The sequence below is a fragment of the Endobacterium cereale genome (assembly GCF_009617585.1).
Lineage (GTDB): Bacteria > Pseudomonadota > Alphaproteobacteria > Rhizobiales > Rhizobiaceae > Neorhizobium > Neorhizobium cereale.
The window spans coordinates 82,230-97,592 of the sequence record NZ_WIXI01000043.1 but is presented as its reverse complement, the minus strand read 5'-3'; the positions used below and the strand labels follow the sequence as shown (position 1 = coordinate 97,592).

Genomic DNA, 15,363 nt, shown 5'->3' with positions numbered 1-15,363 from the left:
GGATGTTGAGAAAACTGGAAAGCGTCAGACGGCCTGTGTGAGGCGAAGGATCAGCGACAGGACGGCGACGCCAAGCCCGGACACCAGGCACATTGCCAGAATGATGCTGGAAGCCTGGCAGAGTTGTCTGTTGTCCGTCAGTCGCTCGACGGATCGGCGGCAATGGTCGGTCAGAGATGACATCACGAATGCCTTAGAACCGTTCCGGTCGCCAAAGCGCATAGGCGAGATAGACGGTGATCAGAACCGTCACGCCCCCGCTCAGGATATAATCGAATGCCATTGTACAGCCTCGCAAATAACGTCGCCGATCCATAATGTCGGCAGCGTTATGTGCGCGCTGAGACCATAGGAATTCGAGAGGTGCCGCGAAGCGAACAAATATGAATCCTATAGGAACGTCATGTCGGGGTAGCCGGTTGGTGCACTCCCATGGCCGCAGTTTAAATACTATGGGCGTTTTCTGTTCCATCGGTCACACGCCGGCAGCCGGACCCGACCTCCATCGAAGCGAGAATTGGGAGACGTGTTCGGCCGGAACGCGCATGTCGAAATCAGGCGAGAACGAGCCGATTCGAGATAAAGGTCGGGCACGATCCGAGCCGATATGCCAGCCCGGTAGAGGTTTCGGGAACAGGAAGCCGCTGATGCACCATCAATGCATCAGCCGATCTTTGACATCATTCTCAGCGTTTCAGACTGCCCAGAATGCCGCGCACCAGCGCCCGACCGATCTGGTTGGCAACGCTTGAGGCGACCGAGCGAGCGGCACTTTTCATGGCCGCTTCGATCACCGTTTCACGCTGATAACCGGAGCGTCCCTTGGCTGCCGGTTTTGTGGCCGGCTCGTCCTGTGCGTCACCAAAACCCGGCAGGCTCCAGCGACCGGCAGCGCTATTGTCTTCAGCCGGTGCTTCTTCCGGCTGCCGTTTGGCGGCTTCCGCATCTGCCGCCTTCTTGGCGCGGGCCGTCAAAATCTCGAAGGCGGATTCGCGATCGAGATCACGGTCATAAACGCCCGCCACCGGGCTCATGTTCATGATCTGGCTACGCTCTGGCTCACTGAGCGGGCCAATGCGGGCTGATGGCGGACGGATAAGCGTGCGCTCGACCATCGACGGCGCGCCCTTGCCTTCCAAGGTCGAGACCAGCGCCTCGCCGGTTCCGAGCTGGGTGATTGCCTCGTCTGTCTTGAAATCCGGGTTGGCGCGGAACGTATCGGCAGCCGTTTTGACTGCCTTCTGCTCGCGCGGCGTATAGGCGCGCAGCGCATGCTGCACGCGGTTGCCAAGCTGGGCGAGCACGGTTTCCGGTACGTCGAGCGGGTTCTGCGTGACGAAATAGACGCCGACGCCCTTTGAACGGATCAGGCGCACGACCTGCTCGACACGCTCCAGCAGCACTTTTGGCGCTTCGGAGAACAGAAGGTGGGCCTCGTCGAAGAAGAAGACGAGTTTCGGTTTTTCCGGGTCGCCCACTTCCGGCAGTTCCTCGAACAGTTCCGAGAGCATCCAGAGCAGGAAGGTCGCGTAAAGGCGCGGATTCATCATCAGCTTGTCGGCGGCGAGAACCGAGATCATGCCGCGGCCGTCGGGCGCGATGCGCATGATATCGCTTATCTGCAATGCGGGCTCACCGAAGAAGTGGATGGCGCCCTGCTGCTCCAGTGTCAGCAACCCTCGTTGCAAAGAGCCGACAGAGGCTTTCGACACGAAACCGAACTGGGTGGAAATTTCGCTCGCATGTTCGCCCATATAGTTGAGAAGCGCTTGCAAGTCCTTCAGGTCCAGAAGCGGCAGACCGCCCTGATCGGCGATCTTGAAGGCGATATTCAGCACACCTTCCTGCGCATCGGACGCATCCATCAGCCGGGCGAGCAACAGAGGCCCCATTTCGGCGATCGTGGCACGCACACGGTGACCTTTTTCACCGTAAAGATCCCAGAACATCACCGGAAACTTGGTGAAATCGTAGTCGGCATACTGGATCTGCTCGGCGCGCTTGAGGAGAAAATCCTTGGGCTCGCCCATGGCGGCAATGCCGGACAGGTCACCCTTGATATCGGAGCAGAACACCGGCACGCCGGCGGCGGAAAACTCTTCCGCCAGAACCTGGAGCGTCACCGTCTTGCCGGTGCCGGTGGCACCGGTGATCAGGCCGTGGCGATTGCCGAATTTCAGGTCGAGATATTCGGCTTCCTTGAAACTATCGTCCGGCTTTCGGCTTCCGCCGATGAAGAGCTTTCCCGCGTCAACCATGCAACCGCTTCTCGTTTTCTGCGTTGTCGATGAAATACTTGTATAGGACGAGACCGCTCTTTCGGCAACGACAACACGCGTGCTGAAAATATCGGACAGGCGGGAGAGTGGATTAATGACGGCAGACAGTTTTGGGCAGATCAGCACACCGCCTGCCGAAGCAAAGCCGCTGGACACGTCCCCCATAAACAAGGACCGCGGCCGCGAGGCGGAAACGCCAGCGGACATTCCCGCGCGTGGCTTGAAGGATGTTTTCTGGCGGGTGTTTTTCTCCATCGAAAGCGACCGCGTGCTGCTGGTGGCGGCCGGCGTCACCTACTATCTGTTGCTGGCGCTTTTCCCGGCCATGACGGCAATGGTTTCGCTTTACGGTTTTGTCGCCGATCCGACGAAACTCGCCGAACGCATCACGTTCCTCAGCATAATCATGCCGCCGAATGCGCTCGATCTGTTTCTCGACCAGTTGCGCAGCCTGACGCAGCAGGGACGCACGACGCTGAATATCGGCCTGTTCGGCGGTCTCGCTCTGGCACTCTGGAGCGCCAATGCCGGCATGAAGGCGATGTTCGAGGCGATGAACGTCGCTTATGGCGAAAAGGAAAAACGCAATATCCTGAAACTCAACCTCATTTCGCTGCTGTTCACGCTCGGCGCGATCATGGTTGCCATTGTTGTGCTGACGGGGCTGGGCCTCGTGCCGGCACTTCTGTCTTTCCTGTGGCTGGACCAGTGGTCGGAAATGATCATCCGCTTTTCGCGCTGGCCGATCATGCTTCTGTTTGTGACAACCGGCATTGCCGTACTCTATCGCTTCGGCCCGAGCCGCGAGCCCGCGCGCATCCAGTGGCTGACATGGGGCGCCGTCTTTTCAAGCCTCGCCTGGTTGGCAGCCTCGATCGGCGTCTCCTTCTATCTTTCCCATATCGCCAATTACAACGCTACCTATGGCGCCCTCGGCGCCCTGATCGGCTTTATGGTCTGGACGTGGATTTCGACGATCATCATCGTGGTCGGTGCGGAGATCAACGCAGAACTGGAACATCAGACAGCGCGGGATTCGACCACCGGCCCGGAACAGCCGATGGGTGAGCGCGGGGCTTATATGGCCGATACTATCGGCGAGACGTCGTGAGCAATTTCATGCCGAATGATAGGCACGAAAAACAGGATCGGCAGCAAAAGCGACCTCATAGTCGTCATGATACATGCCAAGGACGGTGACCTGTCGTCCCTCGCCCAGACTGCTGGCGTCTTCGATCACCACACCGGCACTCCGGATGATGCCGAATTCGACGCATCGTGCAGCAAGGTCGATTTCGTGGCCTGCCTCACGGTAATCCACATCGATCCGGTAGGCATGATCTCTGGGCTTATAGGCATCTGTCGGCGTGAAAACGCCGGTCGCCACGCCCATCGGCGGGTCAAACGCCTCGATATCGCTCGTACCGATGACGACACCATCATGAAGAATTTCGATCTTGATCATAAGCCTCGTCGCGATCCGTTTGCGCCCATCGTCAGATAACCAATTGAGCCCATCGCCGGAAGATGATTTATTCCAGAAGTTGAGTCCGCACCCTCCGATACCCGGGAGCCCGAGCGTACCATGTCCTTTTCAGATACGATTTATCGTCCTTTCGAAAGCCTGATCCGACCACTTGAAATACCCTACCAACCGCTGCCATCCCAAGGTCCGGTGACGGTTCTTCTGCATTTCATCTCGATGTTTCGTGGTGTGCTGATCGGCCTTGCGCTTGTGTCCATGGCGATGGAGGCCATTAACCTGACCATCGTCTGGGGACTTTCGGTCATCGTCGATGGCGTGACGGAACAGGGCGCCGCCGCATTTCTGGAAAACGAATGGTTGCTCCTGACCATTCTCGGCCTCATGGTCTTTCCGGCCATGCCGATTGTCTCCTTTCTGGTCAACACATTGACCTCACACACGCTCGGCATCGGCATGCCGGCCGCGATCCAGTGGCAGGGACACAAGGCGGTGGAACGGCAGGATCTTGCTTTTTTCCACGAACTGTATGCGGGGCAGGTCGCCTCGCGCCTGCAGCAGGTGTCCTCCGCGGTGCAACAGCAAATCATCGCCGCCTTCCAGGCCATTCCACGCTTCATTTTGCAGATGGTGGGATCGGTGATCCTGCTCAGTACCCTCTCCTGGCAACTCGCGCTTCCGGTCGCCATCTGGATCGCGCTCAACGTCATGCTGGCCATCAGGATGGCACCGATCTTCACCGAACGTTCGCGCAAGACCGCAAAACTGCGCAGCTTGATGGCCGGAGCGATTACCGATCTCTACACCAACATGCAGATGATCAAACAGTTTGCCGCCGAAGATAGCGAAGCCGGCGCTATCCGGAAAATCATCGGCAAGACCGTGCAGACACAAAACAGCGAGCAACGCATCTATCGCACATCGGAACTGATCGTTGTCGTGCTGAACATGCTCCTCTGGCTGGCTGTAATTTTCATTGGATTTTCAGGGCTGCTCAATGGCTTCCTGACCATCGGCGAATTCGTTGCGGCCGTATATGTTCTTCATCGTCTCTCCGGGCACACGTTCACCTTCCTGCAAATGGGCCAGCAGATCTTTCAGGCGATCGGCACGATCAAGGACGCCATGCCGGTGATGACGACACCGCCGACCATCACCGACGCGCCGGATGCGAAACCGCTTGCAGTCAATGTCGGCGAGATCCGCTTCGAGAACATCAGTTTCGCATACAAGGCCGGTCGGCCCGTCATCGACGGTCTCTCGCTGATCATCCGCCCCGGCGAAAAAGTCGGTCTCGTCGGCCTGTCCGGTGCGGGCAAAACGACGCTCGTCAATCTGCTTCTGCGCTTCTACGACATAAATGATGGCGCGATCCGGATCGACGGACAGGATATACGGCATGTCACCCAGGCAAGCCTGCGTCGCAATATCGGTGTGATCGCGCAGGATGTATCACTGCTGCACCGCTCGGTCGGTGACAATATTCGCTACGGGCGGCCGGACGCGACACAGGAAGAAATCGAACACGCCTCGAAAACGGCAAGAGCTGACGTGTTCATCAATGAACTCTCCGATGCTGAGGGACGAAAGGGTTACGATGCCTATGTCGGCGATCGCGGCATCAAATTGTCCGGCGGCCAGCGCCAACGCGTCGCGATTGCCCGCGTGCTCCTGAAGGATGCGCCGATCCTCGTGCTGGACGAAGCGACATCCGCGCTCGACAGCGAATCCGAAGCGGCCATCCAGCAAAAGCTCGATCTGATCATGGAGGGAAAAACTGTTATCGCGATTGCGCACCGTCTCTCGACTATTGCCATGATGGACCGGATCGTCGTTATCGATCAGGGGCGTATTCTAGAAGAAGGCACCTCGGATGAGTTGATTGCGCGCGAAGGTTTGTTTGCTCGTCTGTGGAAACGTCAAACAGGCGGCTTCATTGCGGAAAACATTCGCAGCTGACAAGCAACGGCTATCGACTTGGGCCTGCGGCAAATCACCCGTTCACGAAACGGTTGTTTATCACTGCCAATGGTTCATTCATGGCGCGGCCATGCTAAGCGTCCTGAGAACCTGATTATTGTCAGGCAGGCTTCTTTCTTTAACAGTCGGCGGATGGCAAATGGCGGGTGAAAATTCTTACGTTTTACTTTCGTCACCCCGTTGCCCGCCGGCACGAATGACTTTAACGTAAACGTCAATATTTATCCCGAGGAGATGTTTATGAACGAACTCGTATCCCGCATCGCCGACAATGTCGGCCTTGCTCCCGATGTCGCCGAAAAGGCAATTGGCATGATGCTCGGTTTTCTGCAGCGTGAAGCCGATGACGGCGCGGTGGCCAAGATGATCGAAGCCATTCCCGGTGCGCCGGAACTGGTGGCCCAGTTCAACGGCGAGGGTGCCGGTGGCGGCGGTCTTCTGGGCGGGTTGATGGCGAGTTTCGGTGGGGGCGTGATGGCGCTTGGCCAGCAGTTGATGGCACAGGGTCTGGGCATGGGCGAGATCACCGCGCTTGCCCGCGAAACCATGACTATTGCCCGCGAATACGCCGGCGACGAAGTGGTCGATCAGGTCATCGCTTCCGTTCCGGGCCTCAGCCAGTTCGTCTGATCGCGTTCCGAACAACCGATTTTTCAAAGGCGCGGATTGTCCGCGCCTTTTTTCGTATCTCAGGCTTTGAGCGCTTCGGCCAGCACCTCGAAAACACGGCGGTCGCTCATCTGCGAAACATTGAAGCGCATGGCGCTGCCGGCCGTCTGCGACAGGCTGAAGACATTGCCCGGCGCCAGAACAACGCCCTTTTCCAGCGCGAAGCGGGCGATCTCGGCGGCATCGGCATCACCGGGCAAACGGCACCACAAAAACATGCCGGCCTGCGGCTGAAGCAGTGGCTCTATGCCGATCGCCTTCAATCCAGCCGTCACATCCGCCATCGCCCTTGCCAGCCGGCCGCGCAGCGTTTCGAGATGTTTGCGATACCCGCCATCACTCAAGACCGCGCGCACCAGTTCGGCATTCAGCGAAGCCCCGGCAAAACTGGTGGCAATCTTCAGGTCGGTCAGCCCATCCAGCCATTCGCGGCGCGTCGCGATGAACCCGCAGCGCATCGAGGCAGACAATGCCTTTGAAAAACTGCCGATCTGGATGACCCGGTCCAGCCCGTCGAAGGCGGAAAGACGCGGTGCGGCGACAAGTTCGAAATCGGCAAATATATCGTCCTCGACGATCGTCAGATCGAACTGTTCGGCAAGTTTCAGCACCCGATGTGCCACGACCGGCGACAGAATGGCACCGGTCGGATTATGAATGCCGGAATTGGTGATGTAGAGTTTTGGCCGGTGCTCGCCAAGCACAGCGGAAAACGCCTCAACATCCGGCCCGGCCGGGCCATACGCCACGCCGACGATTTTCACCCGGTGGGCGCGCAAAAGCGCATGAAAATTGAAATAGCAGGGATCATCGACCAGAACCGTATCACCCGGTTCCAGCAGCAGACGGCAGATGAGATCGATCGCCTGCGTGCCGGAATCCGTCAGCATGATCTGGTCCGGAGACACTTCCACCGCATGTTCGGACAGCCGCCGGGCGATCAGTTGCCGTAAACCCGCCAATCCAAGCGGTGAACCATAATCCGTCAGCACGGATCCATTCGAACGCGACAGGCCGCGCAGCGCCTTGCGAATACTCTCTTCCGGCAACCATGAAGGCGGCAGCCAACCGCAACCGGGTTTGAGTGTTTCCTCGCCTGCCTCCAAAGATTGCCGCGACACCCAGAACGGATCGACGGCGCGATCGAGTTTTGGCCCGACATCGGCCGGCGAAAACGGCGCGACCTGACTGGCGACATAAAAACCCGAACCGGGCCGCGACAGGATCGCCCCTTCCGCCACCAGCCGCTCATAGGCATCGACCACGGTCGATGTCGATACCTTCAAGCTGGCGGCAAGCCCACGCACCGAAGGAAGTTTCGCGCCCGGTGACAGACTGCGGGCGGCGATGCGGCTGCGGATCGTCGCCATAACCATGCCGACTCGCGTCGTGACTTCGCCGAGAAATTCGGTGTTATCGGGAACGGTGCCCACCCGTTGCGTCTTGCTGATCAAATCCATCTGTACTGCCCGATGCACCATAACAGTTTGACGAAACTGTACCAGACTGTCGATGGCCGCGCCAGCCGAGACGGGCGATAGAACATTCTGCCGCGACTCTTCGCTTCAAACCAATGACACGCATGCGCCGACGAACAGACAGACACAGCAGGACAAGATCATGACCCAGCCAGCCAGCCCCGCCCTCGACCGTCCTTTCGACAATCGTGTCGCCGGGCTTGTGAACGGCATGATCGGCGTGATCATTTTTAGCGGTTCGCTGCCGGCGACGCGCCTTGCCGTGGCTGGTTTCGATCCGTTTTTCCTGACGTTTGCACGCGGCACCATTGCCGGCATTTTGAGCCTCGCGCTGTTGCTGGCCTTCAAGGAGAAAAGGCCCTCGGCAGCGGACCTCGTATCGCTGGCCGTGATCTCACTTGGTGTGGTGGTCGGCTTTCCGCTGCTGACGGCGATTGCGCTCCAGCATGTCACCTCTGCGCATTCCATCGTCTTCATAGGCCTTCTGCCGCTCGCGACTGCCATTTTTGGCGTGATGCGCGGTGGCGAGCGGCCAAAACCCGTGTTCTGGGTGTTTTCGGCACTTGGCAGCCTGCTGGTTGCGGGCTTTGCGGTATCACAGGATCTCACCGCCTCGCCGCTGGGCGACGGACTGATGCTGGCGGCGGTGATTGCCTGCGGGCTGGGTTATGCCGAAGGTGCGCGTCTTTCCAAACGGCTGGGTGGCTGGCAGGTGATCTGCTGGGCACTTACCCTGTCGCTGCCGGTCATGGCCGTGGGCATGATCTTCGCCTGGCCGCAAAACCTTGCCGAGGTGCCGGCACCAGCATGGGGCGGCCTCGTTTATGTTTCGCTGTTCAGCATGCTGATCGGCTTCATTTTCTGGTATCGCGGGCTGGCACAAGGCGGCACCGCCTCGGTCGGTCAGCTACAGCTGTTGCAGCCGTTCTTCGGGCTGGCGCTGGCCGCCACGCTGCTGGGCGAAACCGTGACGCCGCTGATGCTGGTCGCCACCCTTGGCGTCATCGGCTGCGTTGCCGCCGCCCGCCGGTTTGCCCGGTAGGCGACGACAGTTTTGGATCAGCGTTGCGGCCAGGCTTCCACCGCCTGGCCGCCGAACAGACGCTCTGTCGGCATTTTGAAGATGAAATAGGGATTGAGAAGCGGCAGCGTCGTCGCCTCTTCCAGCCGTGCCACTTGCTCGTCACTCAAAGCCACATCGAGCGACGAAATATTCTGCGAAAGCTGCTCCACCCGGCTGGCGCCGATCAGCACCGACGATACGCCGGGACGGGCCGAGACCCATTTCAGCGCCACTTCCGCCGGTGAACGGCCGATCTCCGAAGCCACCGCCTTTAACACATCGACCACATCGAAATTGCGCTCCGTAAACAGCATGCCGCCAAACGGATTGTCGCCATTCAGCCGGCCATCGCTGCCGCTCTCGCTTACCGCCGAGCCGCTATTGGGCAGAGCGCCGGCACCCGATGCATCGGCGATTTTTTCGCGACCATATTTGCCGGTCAGAAGACCGGCGGCAAGCGGGCTCCACGGCACAAGGCCGAGACCGAATTCCTGACCCGCCGGCAGAAGGTCAAGTTCGACGCCGCGATCGATCAGCGAATAGGCATATTGCAGGCCGATCGGCTTTGGCAGGCCATGCACTTCAGCCAGCGTTGCCACCTTGGCGACATACCAGGCCGGCGTGTTGGAAAAGCCGTAATGCAGAATCTTGCCAGCCCGTACGGCATCCGACAACGTCTGCAAGACTTCTTCGGCCGGTGTTGTCTGGTCCCATACATGCACCCAGTACATGTCGATATAATCGGTCTGCAGCCGCTTCAGCGAGCCCTCGATGCCAAGCCGGATATTCTTGGCGCCATTGCCGCCCCAGAGCGGCGTGCCCTGCCCGCGCGGAAAACCGGATTTGGTGGCGACTACCAGCCGATCGCGCAGACCACTATCGGCGAGAAAACGGCCCAGCATGTTTTCGCTTTCGCCACCGGAATAGATGTCGGCCGTGTCGAGGAAATTGCCGCCGAGATCGACATAGGCATCAAACAGCGCCCGAGACGTTTTTTCACCGGCACCCCAGCGGCCGGCTCCAAAGGTCATGGTGCCGAGTGCCAGCGGGCTGACGATCAGGCCGGATTTTCCAAGTGTGCGGTAGCTGGTGAGATCCATGTCATTCTCCTTCGTGGTGATAGAGATGCATGTAGCGCCCGGCCCTCGTCCGGATTAGCCGTTGCCCGCCGCATGCACTTGTGAGCAGAATGCATGAATGGAACGCAGTCAGCTCAATGATCTCATGGCATTTGCGACGGTAGCGCGCGAACGCAGCTTTACCCGCGCTGCCGCCATTCTCGGCATGTCGCCCTCGGCGCTCAGCCATGCCATGCGCGGACTGGAAGAGCGGCTCGGCCTGCGGCTGCTGGCGCGCACCACCCGCAGCGTCGCGCCGACGGAGGCGGGTGAACGCCTGCTGCAATCTCTCAATCCGGCATTGTCGGAAATCGAGGGCGGGTTGGAAGCGCTGGCCGAATGGCGCGACAACCCGTCAGGTACGGTGCGCATCACCACCTTTGCCTATGCGGCACGCATGGTGCTTCTGCCCAAACTGCCAGCCTTCCTGCTTGCGCATCCCGATGTTCGTGTGGAGGTGAATATAGATGACGGCCTCACCGACATCGTCGCTTCCGGTTTCGATGCGGGTATTCGCCTTGGTGAATCAGTCGCCAAGGACATGATCGCGGTAAAACTCGGCCCGGATTTGAGGACGGTGGTGGTCGGCACGCCGGATTATTTCAAACGGTTTCCGCCGCCGGAAACACCTTACGATCTCGACCGCCACGCCTGTATCGGCTACCGGCTGACGACATCAGGCGGACTTCTGCCATGGGAGTTCGAAAAGGATGGCAAGGAGATCAATATCCGCACCAGTGGACCCTTGGTAGCCAATGACGGTGACCTGCCGGCAGCCGCAGTGCGTGCCGGCGCGGGGCTGGGTTATATCATGGAACACGATGTCGCCGAAGAAATTGCCGCCGGCTCACTTGTTCAGGTGCTGGCCGACTGGTGCCCGGCATTTCCGGGTTTTCACCTATACCATCCGAGCCGGCGACAGTCGCCGCCGGCCTTGAGGGCGCTGATTGCTGCCCTGAAGATGTGAGGTCGACCGGGAAAAGACACTTCTCCCCACAGACAGCTTTTTACTGCCAGACCACCACGCGGGCCTTTTCCGGCACGCGGTCGAAGAGATCGATAATGTCCTGGTTCATCAGGCGCACGCAGCCTGAGGACACGGCCTTGCCGATGGAATTCCATTCCGGCGATCCGTGCAGACGGTAAAGCGTGTCCTGACCGTTCTGGAAAATGTAGAGGGCGCGGGCGCCGAGCGGGTTGCGAAGACCGGGCTGCATGCCGCCGTTCTTGGCGGAATAGGACGCGAGTTCAGGCTGGCGGGCGATCATCTCATCCGGCGGCGTCCATTTCGGCCAGCGCTGACGCCACTGGATGACGCCTTCGCCTTGCCATGCGAAACCTTCGCGGCCTATGCCGACCCCGTAACGCATGGCGGTGCCGCTCGATTCTGTGAGGTAGAGGAAGCGCGACTTCGTATCGACCACGACAGTGCCTGCCGGCTGGCCGGTCGAGTTGGACACGCGCTGGCGATAGAATTGCGACGGAATTTTCTGGTAGGGCACGGCCGGGATGACGAAACCGCCATCGGCGATCTGGCCATACATGACATCGAGTTCACTGTTACCGCCGCCCATGGACGGATCGACCACCTGCGTGGCGTTGTCACGATAGGTGATGGTGTAACCGCGGGTGACCGGACCGGAGGAGGCGCAGCTGGCCAGCGTTGAGGCCGTCCCCACAGCCATCAGGCTGAGCAGGTTGCGGCGGGAAATCATCGTGTCTGTCATGGGGGCCGTTTCGACTTCGTTACGGGACATCAGGCCGCGAATGCGGCATCAAGCAGCAGGCGGGACCGGCTTAAACGAGGATCGTGAAGATTTGTTCCACATCGCCGTTATCGACCGGTCAAGCCGCCTGTCGTCTGTCAAGAACATAGGCGCGTCCTGGCCACCCGGCCACGAAAAGGCTGAAAACTTGCCGCGATCGTGACGACAATTTTTCCGACCGTGATCAGATCACCACGATCGTGGTTTTTGCCGGAAGGCGATTATAGAGGTCGATGACGTCCTGATTGAACATGCGCACGCAACCGGAAGAGGTTGCCTTGCCGACAGATTGCCAGTCCGGCGTGCCGTGGACGCGGTAGAGTGTGTCCTTGCCATCCTTGTAGATATACATGGCACGCGCGCCGAGCGGATTGTTGAGGCCAGGCGTCGCACCGCCTTCGGAGGCTGCGAACTGGCGCAGGTCCGGCTGGCGGGAAACCATCTCGTCCGGCGGTGTCCAGCGCGGCCATTTGGCCTTCCACTGGATCACGCCGCGCCCGGTCCAGCCGTAACCGGCCTTGCCGAGACCGACGCCGTAGCGGATCGCCTTGCCGTTTTCCTGCACGAGATAGAGGAAATGCGCCCTGGTATCGACCACGACAGTGCCCGGCGCTTCCGCCGTCTGGTAGGAGACTTCCTGCCTCAGAAAACGCTGGTCGACACGCGACGTGGGAATGGCGGGCAGCGTATGCCCTTCGTCCCGCATTACCTCATACATCGTGCGATGTACCGGGTTGGAGACGGGCAGGCCATAGGTCTGGTGGAAATCGGTCGGATAGAGCTGGCGTTTATGCGGAATGGCGCCTGGCATCGGCGGTGGATTGTTGCTCGGCGGGTCCGCATATTCAGGAACGGCAAAGACCGGTGCGGTCTGCTGCACGAAAACAGCCGGGTCCATCAGCGTCGTATCGGTAACGAACAGGCAGCCGGAAAGGCTGGTGGTCGCAAACAGTGTCGTGGCAAGCACGAACACACGGCGAAGAGGCAGATGAGACTGGGACATGGGCAGAACCGCTTCCGGCAGATGACGTCACGCTCAAACTAGAGGCCGCAACTGGCGCGAAGCTGGTGATTTTTCGGATTGTCAGGACGAAGGATTATCTACCCCGCCGTCACGGCATTTTGCGTCTCCGGCCCCGTCCGGGCGGGCCGGTGGCGAAAAATCTCGGGCGATCTCGACCAGCGTCACACCCGCAAAACGCTGCAGCAACAATTGTTCGGCCTCGGCAAACACATCCTTCAATGTCGTATTGACCGCCTGCTCGATCACGCAGCCCGGCATGTCATAGGCCGGGCCCACGGCAAAAACCGAGGGTTCGCCGACCGCGCGATAGATGTCGAGCAAGGTCAGCTCATCCAGCGATCGCGCCAGGGTCCAGCCACCACCGTGGCCCTTTTCAGAGGTCACGTAGCCCTTTTCGCGCAGGCCGGCCATGGTGCGGCGGATCACCACCGGATTGGTGTCGAGCATCTTTGCGATCATCTCGGATGTCATTGCACCATCGTGATGTCCCATGTGGATGAGCACATGCAGCATGCGCGAAAGCCGGCTGTCCTGTCGCATTTTTCCCTACCAATCCAGCGGCCGGCGGCCGTCATGCTTCTCCGCTCGCATACCACATCGCCGCCATTCGTCACAACAAAAGTTGCGAGACTATTGACTCATCGAAATCATGTAACTTATGTTGTGACGAATCTTGAAAGGAGCAAGCCATGACCGATCCAATTCATGACGTCATCATCATCGGCGGCAGTTATGCCGGTCTTTCCGCCGCCATGCAGCTCGGCCGCGCCCGCCGAGACGTGCTGATTATCGATGACGGTAAGCGCCGAAACCGTTTTGCCGACCACTCGCACGGGTTTCTGACACAGGACGGCGTCGATCCGGCCATCATCGCGGCCGAAGCCCGCGCGCAGGTGATGGAATACAAGACGATCAATTGGCTCGCCGGTCGCGCTGAAACGGCCGAGCGCACGGCGGACGGTTTTGCCGTGACCCTTGCCGGCAAGCGCCATCTGTCGCGGAGATTGCTGCTCGCCACCGGCGTACGCGACATCCTGCCGGAGATACCCGGATTGGAGGAACGTTGGGGCAAGGCAGTGTTCCACTGCCCCTATTGCCACGGTTATGAACTCGACCAGGGTCGGATCGGGGTCATCGCGGCATCAGAACTATCCATGCATCATGCATTGATGCTGCCCGACTGGGGGCCGACGACGCTGCTGCTCAATGACAACTTCGAGCCAGATGCCGACCAGTTGAAAAACCTCGGCGCCCGCGGCGTGACGTTGGAGCGCAGCCGGATCGCGGCAATCACCGGCCATGCCGATATCCGTCTTGTGGACGGCCGCACGCTGTCCTTCGCCGGTCTTTTTGCGCTTGCCCGTTACGAGATGGCGAGCCCGCTGGCGGCGCAACTCGGACTGCAATTCGAGGAAAATCCGGTCGGATCCGTCATCAGGACCGATCCGATGAAGGAGACAAGCATGCCCGGCGTCTTTGCCTGCGGTGATGCAGCCCGCCCGATGGCGTCGGTGGCGCTTGCAGTCGGAGACGGAAACCTTGCCGGTGCCGGCCTGCACCGCTCGTTGCTGTTCGGCTCGATCTGACCCAAAAACCCGATGGGCCGATCAGGCAAACTGGTTGAAGAAGCGGATGCTCTCGCCGATCGCGCCCGGCACGACACCATTATGGTCGCCGGGCAGCAGCATCTTGTCGATCTGCGTTCTTGCCGCCTGCACGCGCTCCATCAACAGTTCATGGTCGGCGTCGAAGGGCCGCTCCTCGGTACCACGCAACAGCAGGGTCGGGCATTTCAGGCTCGGGCCGAAACACACCGACGAGCGCATGATGAACTCATTCGGATCGGCACCATCGAACGGCATCTCGTCCGCATAGCGATGAAAATACCGCCAGGAGTTGACGCCTGCCGAGATCGGCGCGGCAGCGCGGAATTTTTTTGTCATCGCGGCCAGCAGTGCCAGTGTTCCACCGTTGGAATGGCCGGCGATGAAAAGGCGGTTGAGATCGACGCCTGGCAGGTTTTCCAGATAAAGCGCAGCGGCCAGCGCATCCGCCGTTTCGTCGTAGAATCCGGAATAGTTTCCAGATTGCTCGTTTTCCCCGCGAAAGGAGGGCAGGAGCACCACGAAACCGGCATCCCAATAGGCCTTCATCAGCAGCCAGTGGCCGTCGCCGGTGGCATTGCCTCCATGGAGAAAAAGAACCGCCGGTTTTGGCGTGGAGGATGGCTGATATTCCGATAGCCATGCAACCAGGGCAATCGAACCATCGGGACCTCCGGCATAGGTTACGCGACGCGCACCGGGTGGGGTCCCAAGCGGCATCGACTTTTCCGGCGACGGCCCCTTGCGCAGAAGATGCGTTTGAAACCTGTGCCTAGCCAGTGCGTAATCTTGCCTTTCCAACGGCAGGTGAGTCGGAACGGCAATTTCGGAGGCGGATGTGGAAACAGGCATCATGACGGCAGTGGCAAGACCTGAAATCAGAAAACGCCGCGTCATCC

General features: G+C 59.7%; 16 protein-coding genes. 6 read left to right on the top strand and 10 right to left on the bottom strand.

What is annotated here, in order from left to right:
- Nucleotides 1-24: 24 nt before the first annotated feature.
- The 3 genes from GAO09_RS13080 to GAO09_RS13070 form a co-directional block, all read right to left on the bottom strand.
- Entirely contained in the window at nucleotides 25-183 is a 159-nt protein-coding gene (locus GAO09_RS13080) for a hypothetical protein (RefSeq protein WP_153354447.1), read from the bottom strand.
- Between the two features lie 10 nt (nucleotides 184-193).
- On the bottom strand, nucleotides 194-283 hold the full coding sequence (locus GAO09_RS13075) for a potassium-transporting ATPase subunit F (protein WP_153354446.1): 90 nt from the start codon (nucleotides 281-283) through the stop codon (nucleotides 194-196).
- A 403-nt stretch (nucleotides 284-686) separates the two neighbouring features.
- The gene (locus tag GAO09_RS13070; RefSeq protein WP_153354445.1) at nucleotides 687-2,258 is read right to left on the bottom strand and encodes a helicase HerA-like C-terminal domain-containing protein; all 1,572 of its coding nucleotides are present in this window, start codon (nucleotides 2,256-2,258) and stop codon (nucleotides 687-689) included.
- A gap of 115 nt (nucleotides 2,259-2,373) precedes the next feature.
- On the opposite strand from GAO09_RS13070, the gene GAO09_RS13065 reads away from it, so the two are divergent.
- On the top strand, nucleotides 2,374-3,390 hold the full coding sequence (locus GAO09_RS13065; protein ID WP_153354444.1) for a YihY/virulence factor BrkB family protein: 1,017 nt from the start codon (nucleotides 2,374-2,376) through the stop codon (nucleotides 3,388-3,390).
- A gap of 6 nt (nucleotides 3,391-3,396) precedes the next feature.
- Here GAO09_RS13065 and GAO09_RS13060 read toward each other — a convergent pair whose 3' ends face one another.
- Nucleotides 3,397-3,744, bottom strand: a complete 348-nt coding sequence (locus tag GAO09_RS13060; protein ID WP_153354443.1) for a hypothetical protein — start codon at nucleotides 3,742-3,744, stop codon at nucleotides 3,397-3,399.
- Nucleotides 3,745-3,864: 120 nt separating this feature from the next.
- Between GAO09_RS13060 and GAO09_RS13055 the strand changes: the two genes are divergently transcribed.
- Nucleotides 3,865-5,721: an ABC transporter ATP-binding protein gene (locus tag GAO09_RS13055; protein ID WP_153354442.1), complete on the top strand. Its 1,857-nt coding sequence runs from the start codon at nucleotides 3,865-3,867 to the stop codon at nucleotides 5,719-5,721.
- Nucleotides 5,722-5,982: 261 nt separating this feature from the next.
- Nucleotides 5,983-6,372: a hypothetical protein gene (locus GAO09_RS13050; protein ID WP_153354441.1), complete on the top strand. Its 390-nt coding sequence runs from the start codon at nucleotides 5,983-5,985 to the stop codon at nucleotides 6,370-6,372.
- Between the two features lie 59 nt (nucleotides 6,373-6,431).
- Here the strand turns inward: GAO09_RS13050 and GAO09_RS13045 are convergent, their stop codons facing one another.
- Entirely contained in the window at nucleotides 6,432-7,787 is a 1,356-nt protein-coding gene (locus GAO09_RS13045) for an aminotransferase-like domain-containing protein (RefSeq protein WP_235938130.1), read from the bottom strand.
- Nucleotides 7,788-8,031: 244 nt separating this feature from the next.
- Between GAO09_RS13045 and GAO09_RS13040 the strand changes: the two genes are divergently transcribed.
- On the top strand, nucleotides 8,032-8,931 hold the full coding sequence (locus GAO09_RS13040) for a DMT family transporter (RefSeq protein WP_153354439.1): 900 nt from the start codon (nucleotides 8,032-8,034) through the stop codon (nucleotides 8,929-8,931).
- A gap of 17 nt (nucleotides 8,932-8,948) precedes the next feature.
- Here GAO09_RS13040 and GAO09_RS13035 read toward each other — a convergent pair whose 3' ends face one another.
- On the bottom strand, nucleotides 8,949-10,052 hold the full coding sequence (locus tag GAO09_RS13035; RefSeq protein ID WP_153354438.1) for an aldo/keto reductase: 1,104 nt from the start codon (nucleotides 10,050-10,052) through the stop codon (nucleotides 8,949-8,951).
- 97 nt (nucleotides 10,053-10,149) lie between these two features.
- Between GAO09_RS13035 and GAO09_RS13030 the strand changes: the two genes are divergently transcribed.
- The gene (locus tag GAO09_RS13030; protein ID WP_153354437.1) at nucleotides 10,150-11,037 is read left to right on the top strand and encodes a LysR family transcriptional regulator; all 888 of its coding nucleotides are present in this window, start codon (nucleotides 10,150-10,152) and stop codon (nucleotides 11,035-11,037) included.
- 40 nt (nucleotides 11,038-11,077) lie between these two features.
- On the opposite strand, the gene GAO09_RS13025 is transcribed toward GAO09_RS13030, so the two are convergent.
- From GAO09_RS13025 to GAO09_RS13015, 3 genes are all read right to left on the bottom strand, one after another.
- Nucleotides 11,078-11,797: a L,D-transpeptidase gene (locus GAO09_RS13025; RefSeq protein ID WP_153354436.1), complete on the bottom strand. Its 720-nt coding sequence runs from the start codon at nucleotides 11,795-11,797 to the stop codon at nucleotides 11,078-11,080.
- Between the two features lie 223 nt (nucleotides 11,798-12,020).
- The gene (locus tag GAO09_RS13020) at nucleotides 12,021-12,839 is read right to left on the bottom strand and encodes a L,D-transpeptidase (RefSeq protein WP_153354435.1); all 819 of its coding nucleotides are present in this window, start codon (nucleotides 12,837-12,839) and stop codon (nucleotides 12,021-12,023) included.
- Nucleotides 12,840-12,920: 81 nt separating this feature from the next.
- Nucleotides 12,921-13,400, bottom strand: a complete 480-nt coding sequence (locus GAO09_RS13015; protein ID WP_153354434.1) for an Rrf2 family transcriptional regulator — start codon at nucleotides 13,398-13,400, stop codon at nucleotides 12,921-12,923.
- 149 nt (nucleotides 13,401-13,549) lie between these two features.
- Here GAO09_RS13015 and GAO09_RS13010 point away from each other — a divergent pair, with 149 nt between their 5' ends.
- Nucleotides 13,550-14,446: an NAD(P)/FAD-dependent oxidoreductase gene (locus GAO09_RS13010; protein ID WP_153354433.1), complete on the top strand. Its 897-nt coding sequence runs from the start codon at nucleotides 13,550-13,552 to the stop codon at nucleotides 14,444-14,446.
- A gap of 21 nt (nucleotides 14,447-14,467) precedes the next feature.
- Here GAO09_RS13010 and GAO09_RS13005 read toward each other — a convergent pair whose 3' ends face one another.
- Nucleotides 14,468-15,361 carry an alpha/beta hydrolase family protein gene (locus GAO09_RS13005; RefSeq protein ID WP_235938108.1) on the bottom strand — a complete coding sequence of 298 codons (894 nt, stop codon included), beginning with the start codon at nucleotides 15,359-15,361 and terminating at the stop codon, nucleotides 14,468-14,470.
- Nucleotides 15,362-15,363: the final 2 nt, after the last annotated feature.

Coding starts and splice junctions, on each gene's coding strand:
- GAO09_RS13065 (WP_153354444.1), top strand. CDS start 2,374: ATGACGGCAGACAGTTTTGGGCAGATCAGCACACCGCCTGCCGAAGCA.
- GAO09_RS13040 (WP_153354439.1), top strand. CDS start 8,032: ATGACCCAGCCAGCCAGCCCCGCCCTCGACCGTCCTTTCGACAATCGT.
- GAO09_RS13020 (WP_153354435.1), bottom strand. CDS start 12,839: ATGTCCCAGTCTCATCTGCCTCTTCGCCGTGTGTTCGTGCTTGCCACG.
- GAO09_RS13015 (WP_153354434.1), bottom strand. CDS start 13,400: ATGCGACAGGACAGCCGGCTTTCGCGCATGCTGCATGTGCTCATCCAC.
- GAO09_RS13055 (WP_153354442.1), top strand. CDS start 3,865: ATGTCCTTTTCAGATACGATTTATCGTCCTTTCGAAAGCCTGATCCGA.
- GAO09_RS13035 (WP_153354438.1), bottom strand. CDS start 10,052: ATGGATCTCACCAGCTACCGCACACTTGGAAAATCCGGCCTGATCGTC.
- GAO09_RS13060 (WP_153354443.1), bottom strand. CDS start 3,744: ATGATCAAGATCGAAATTCTTCATGATGGTGTCGTCATCGGTACGAGC.
- GAO09_RS13025 (WP_153354436.1), bottom strand. CDS start 11,797: ATGACAGACACGATGATTTCCCGCCGCAACCTGCTCAGCCTGATGGCT.
- GAO09_RS13070 (WP_153354445.1), bottom strand. CDS start 2,258: ATGGTTGACGCGGGAAAGCTCTTCATCGGCGGAAGCCGAAAGCCGGAC.
- GAO09_RS13080 (WP_153354447.1), bottom strand. CDS start 183: ATGTCATCTCTGACCGACCATTGCCGCCGATCCGTCGAGCGACTGACG.
- GAO09_RS13050 (WP_153354441.1), top strand. CDS start 5,983: ATGAACGAACTCGTATCCCGCATCGCCGACAATGTCGGCCTTGCTCCC.
- GAO09_RS13075 (WP_153354446.1), bottom strand. CDS start 283: ATGGCATTCGATTATATCCTGAGCGGGGGCGTGACGGTTCTGATCACC.
- GAO09_RS13045 (WP_235938130.1), bottom strand. CDS start 7,787: ATGGTTATGGCGACGATCCGCAGCCGCATCGCCGCCCGCAGTCTGTCA.
- GAO09_RS13030 (WP_153354437.1), top strand. CDS start 10,150: ATGGAACGCAGTCAGCTCAATGATCTCATGGCATTTGCGACGGTAGCG.
- GAO09_RS13005 (WP_235938108.1), bottom strand. CDS start 15,361: ATGACGCGGCGTTTTCTGATTTCAGGTCTTGCCACTGCCGTCATGATG.
- GAO09_RS13010 (WP_153354433.1), top strand. CDS start 13,550: ATGACCGATCCAATTCATGACGTCATCATCATCGGCGGCAGTTATGCC.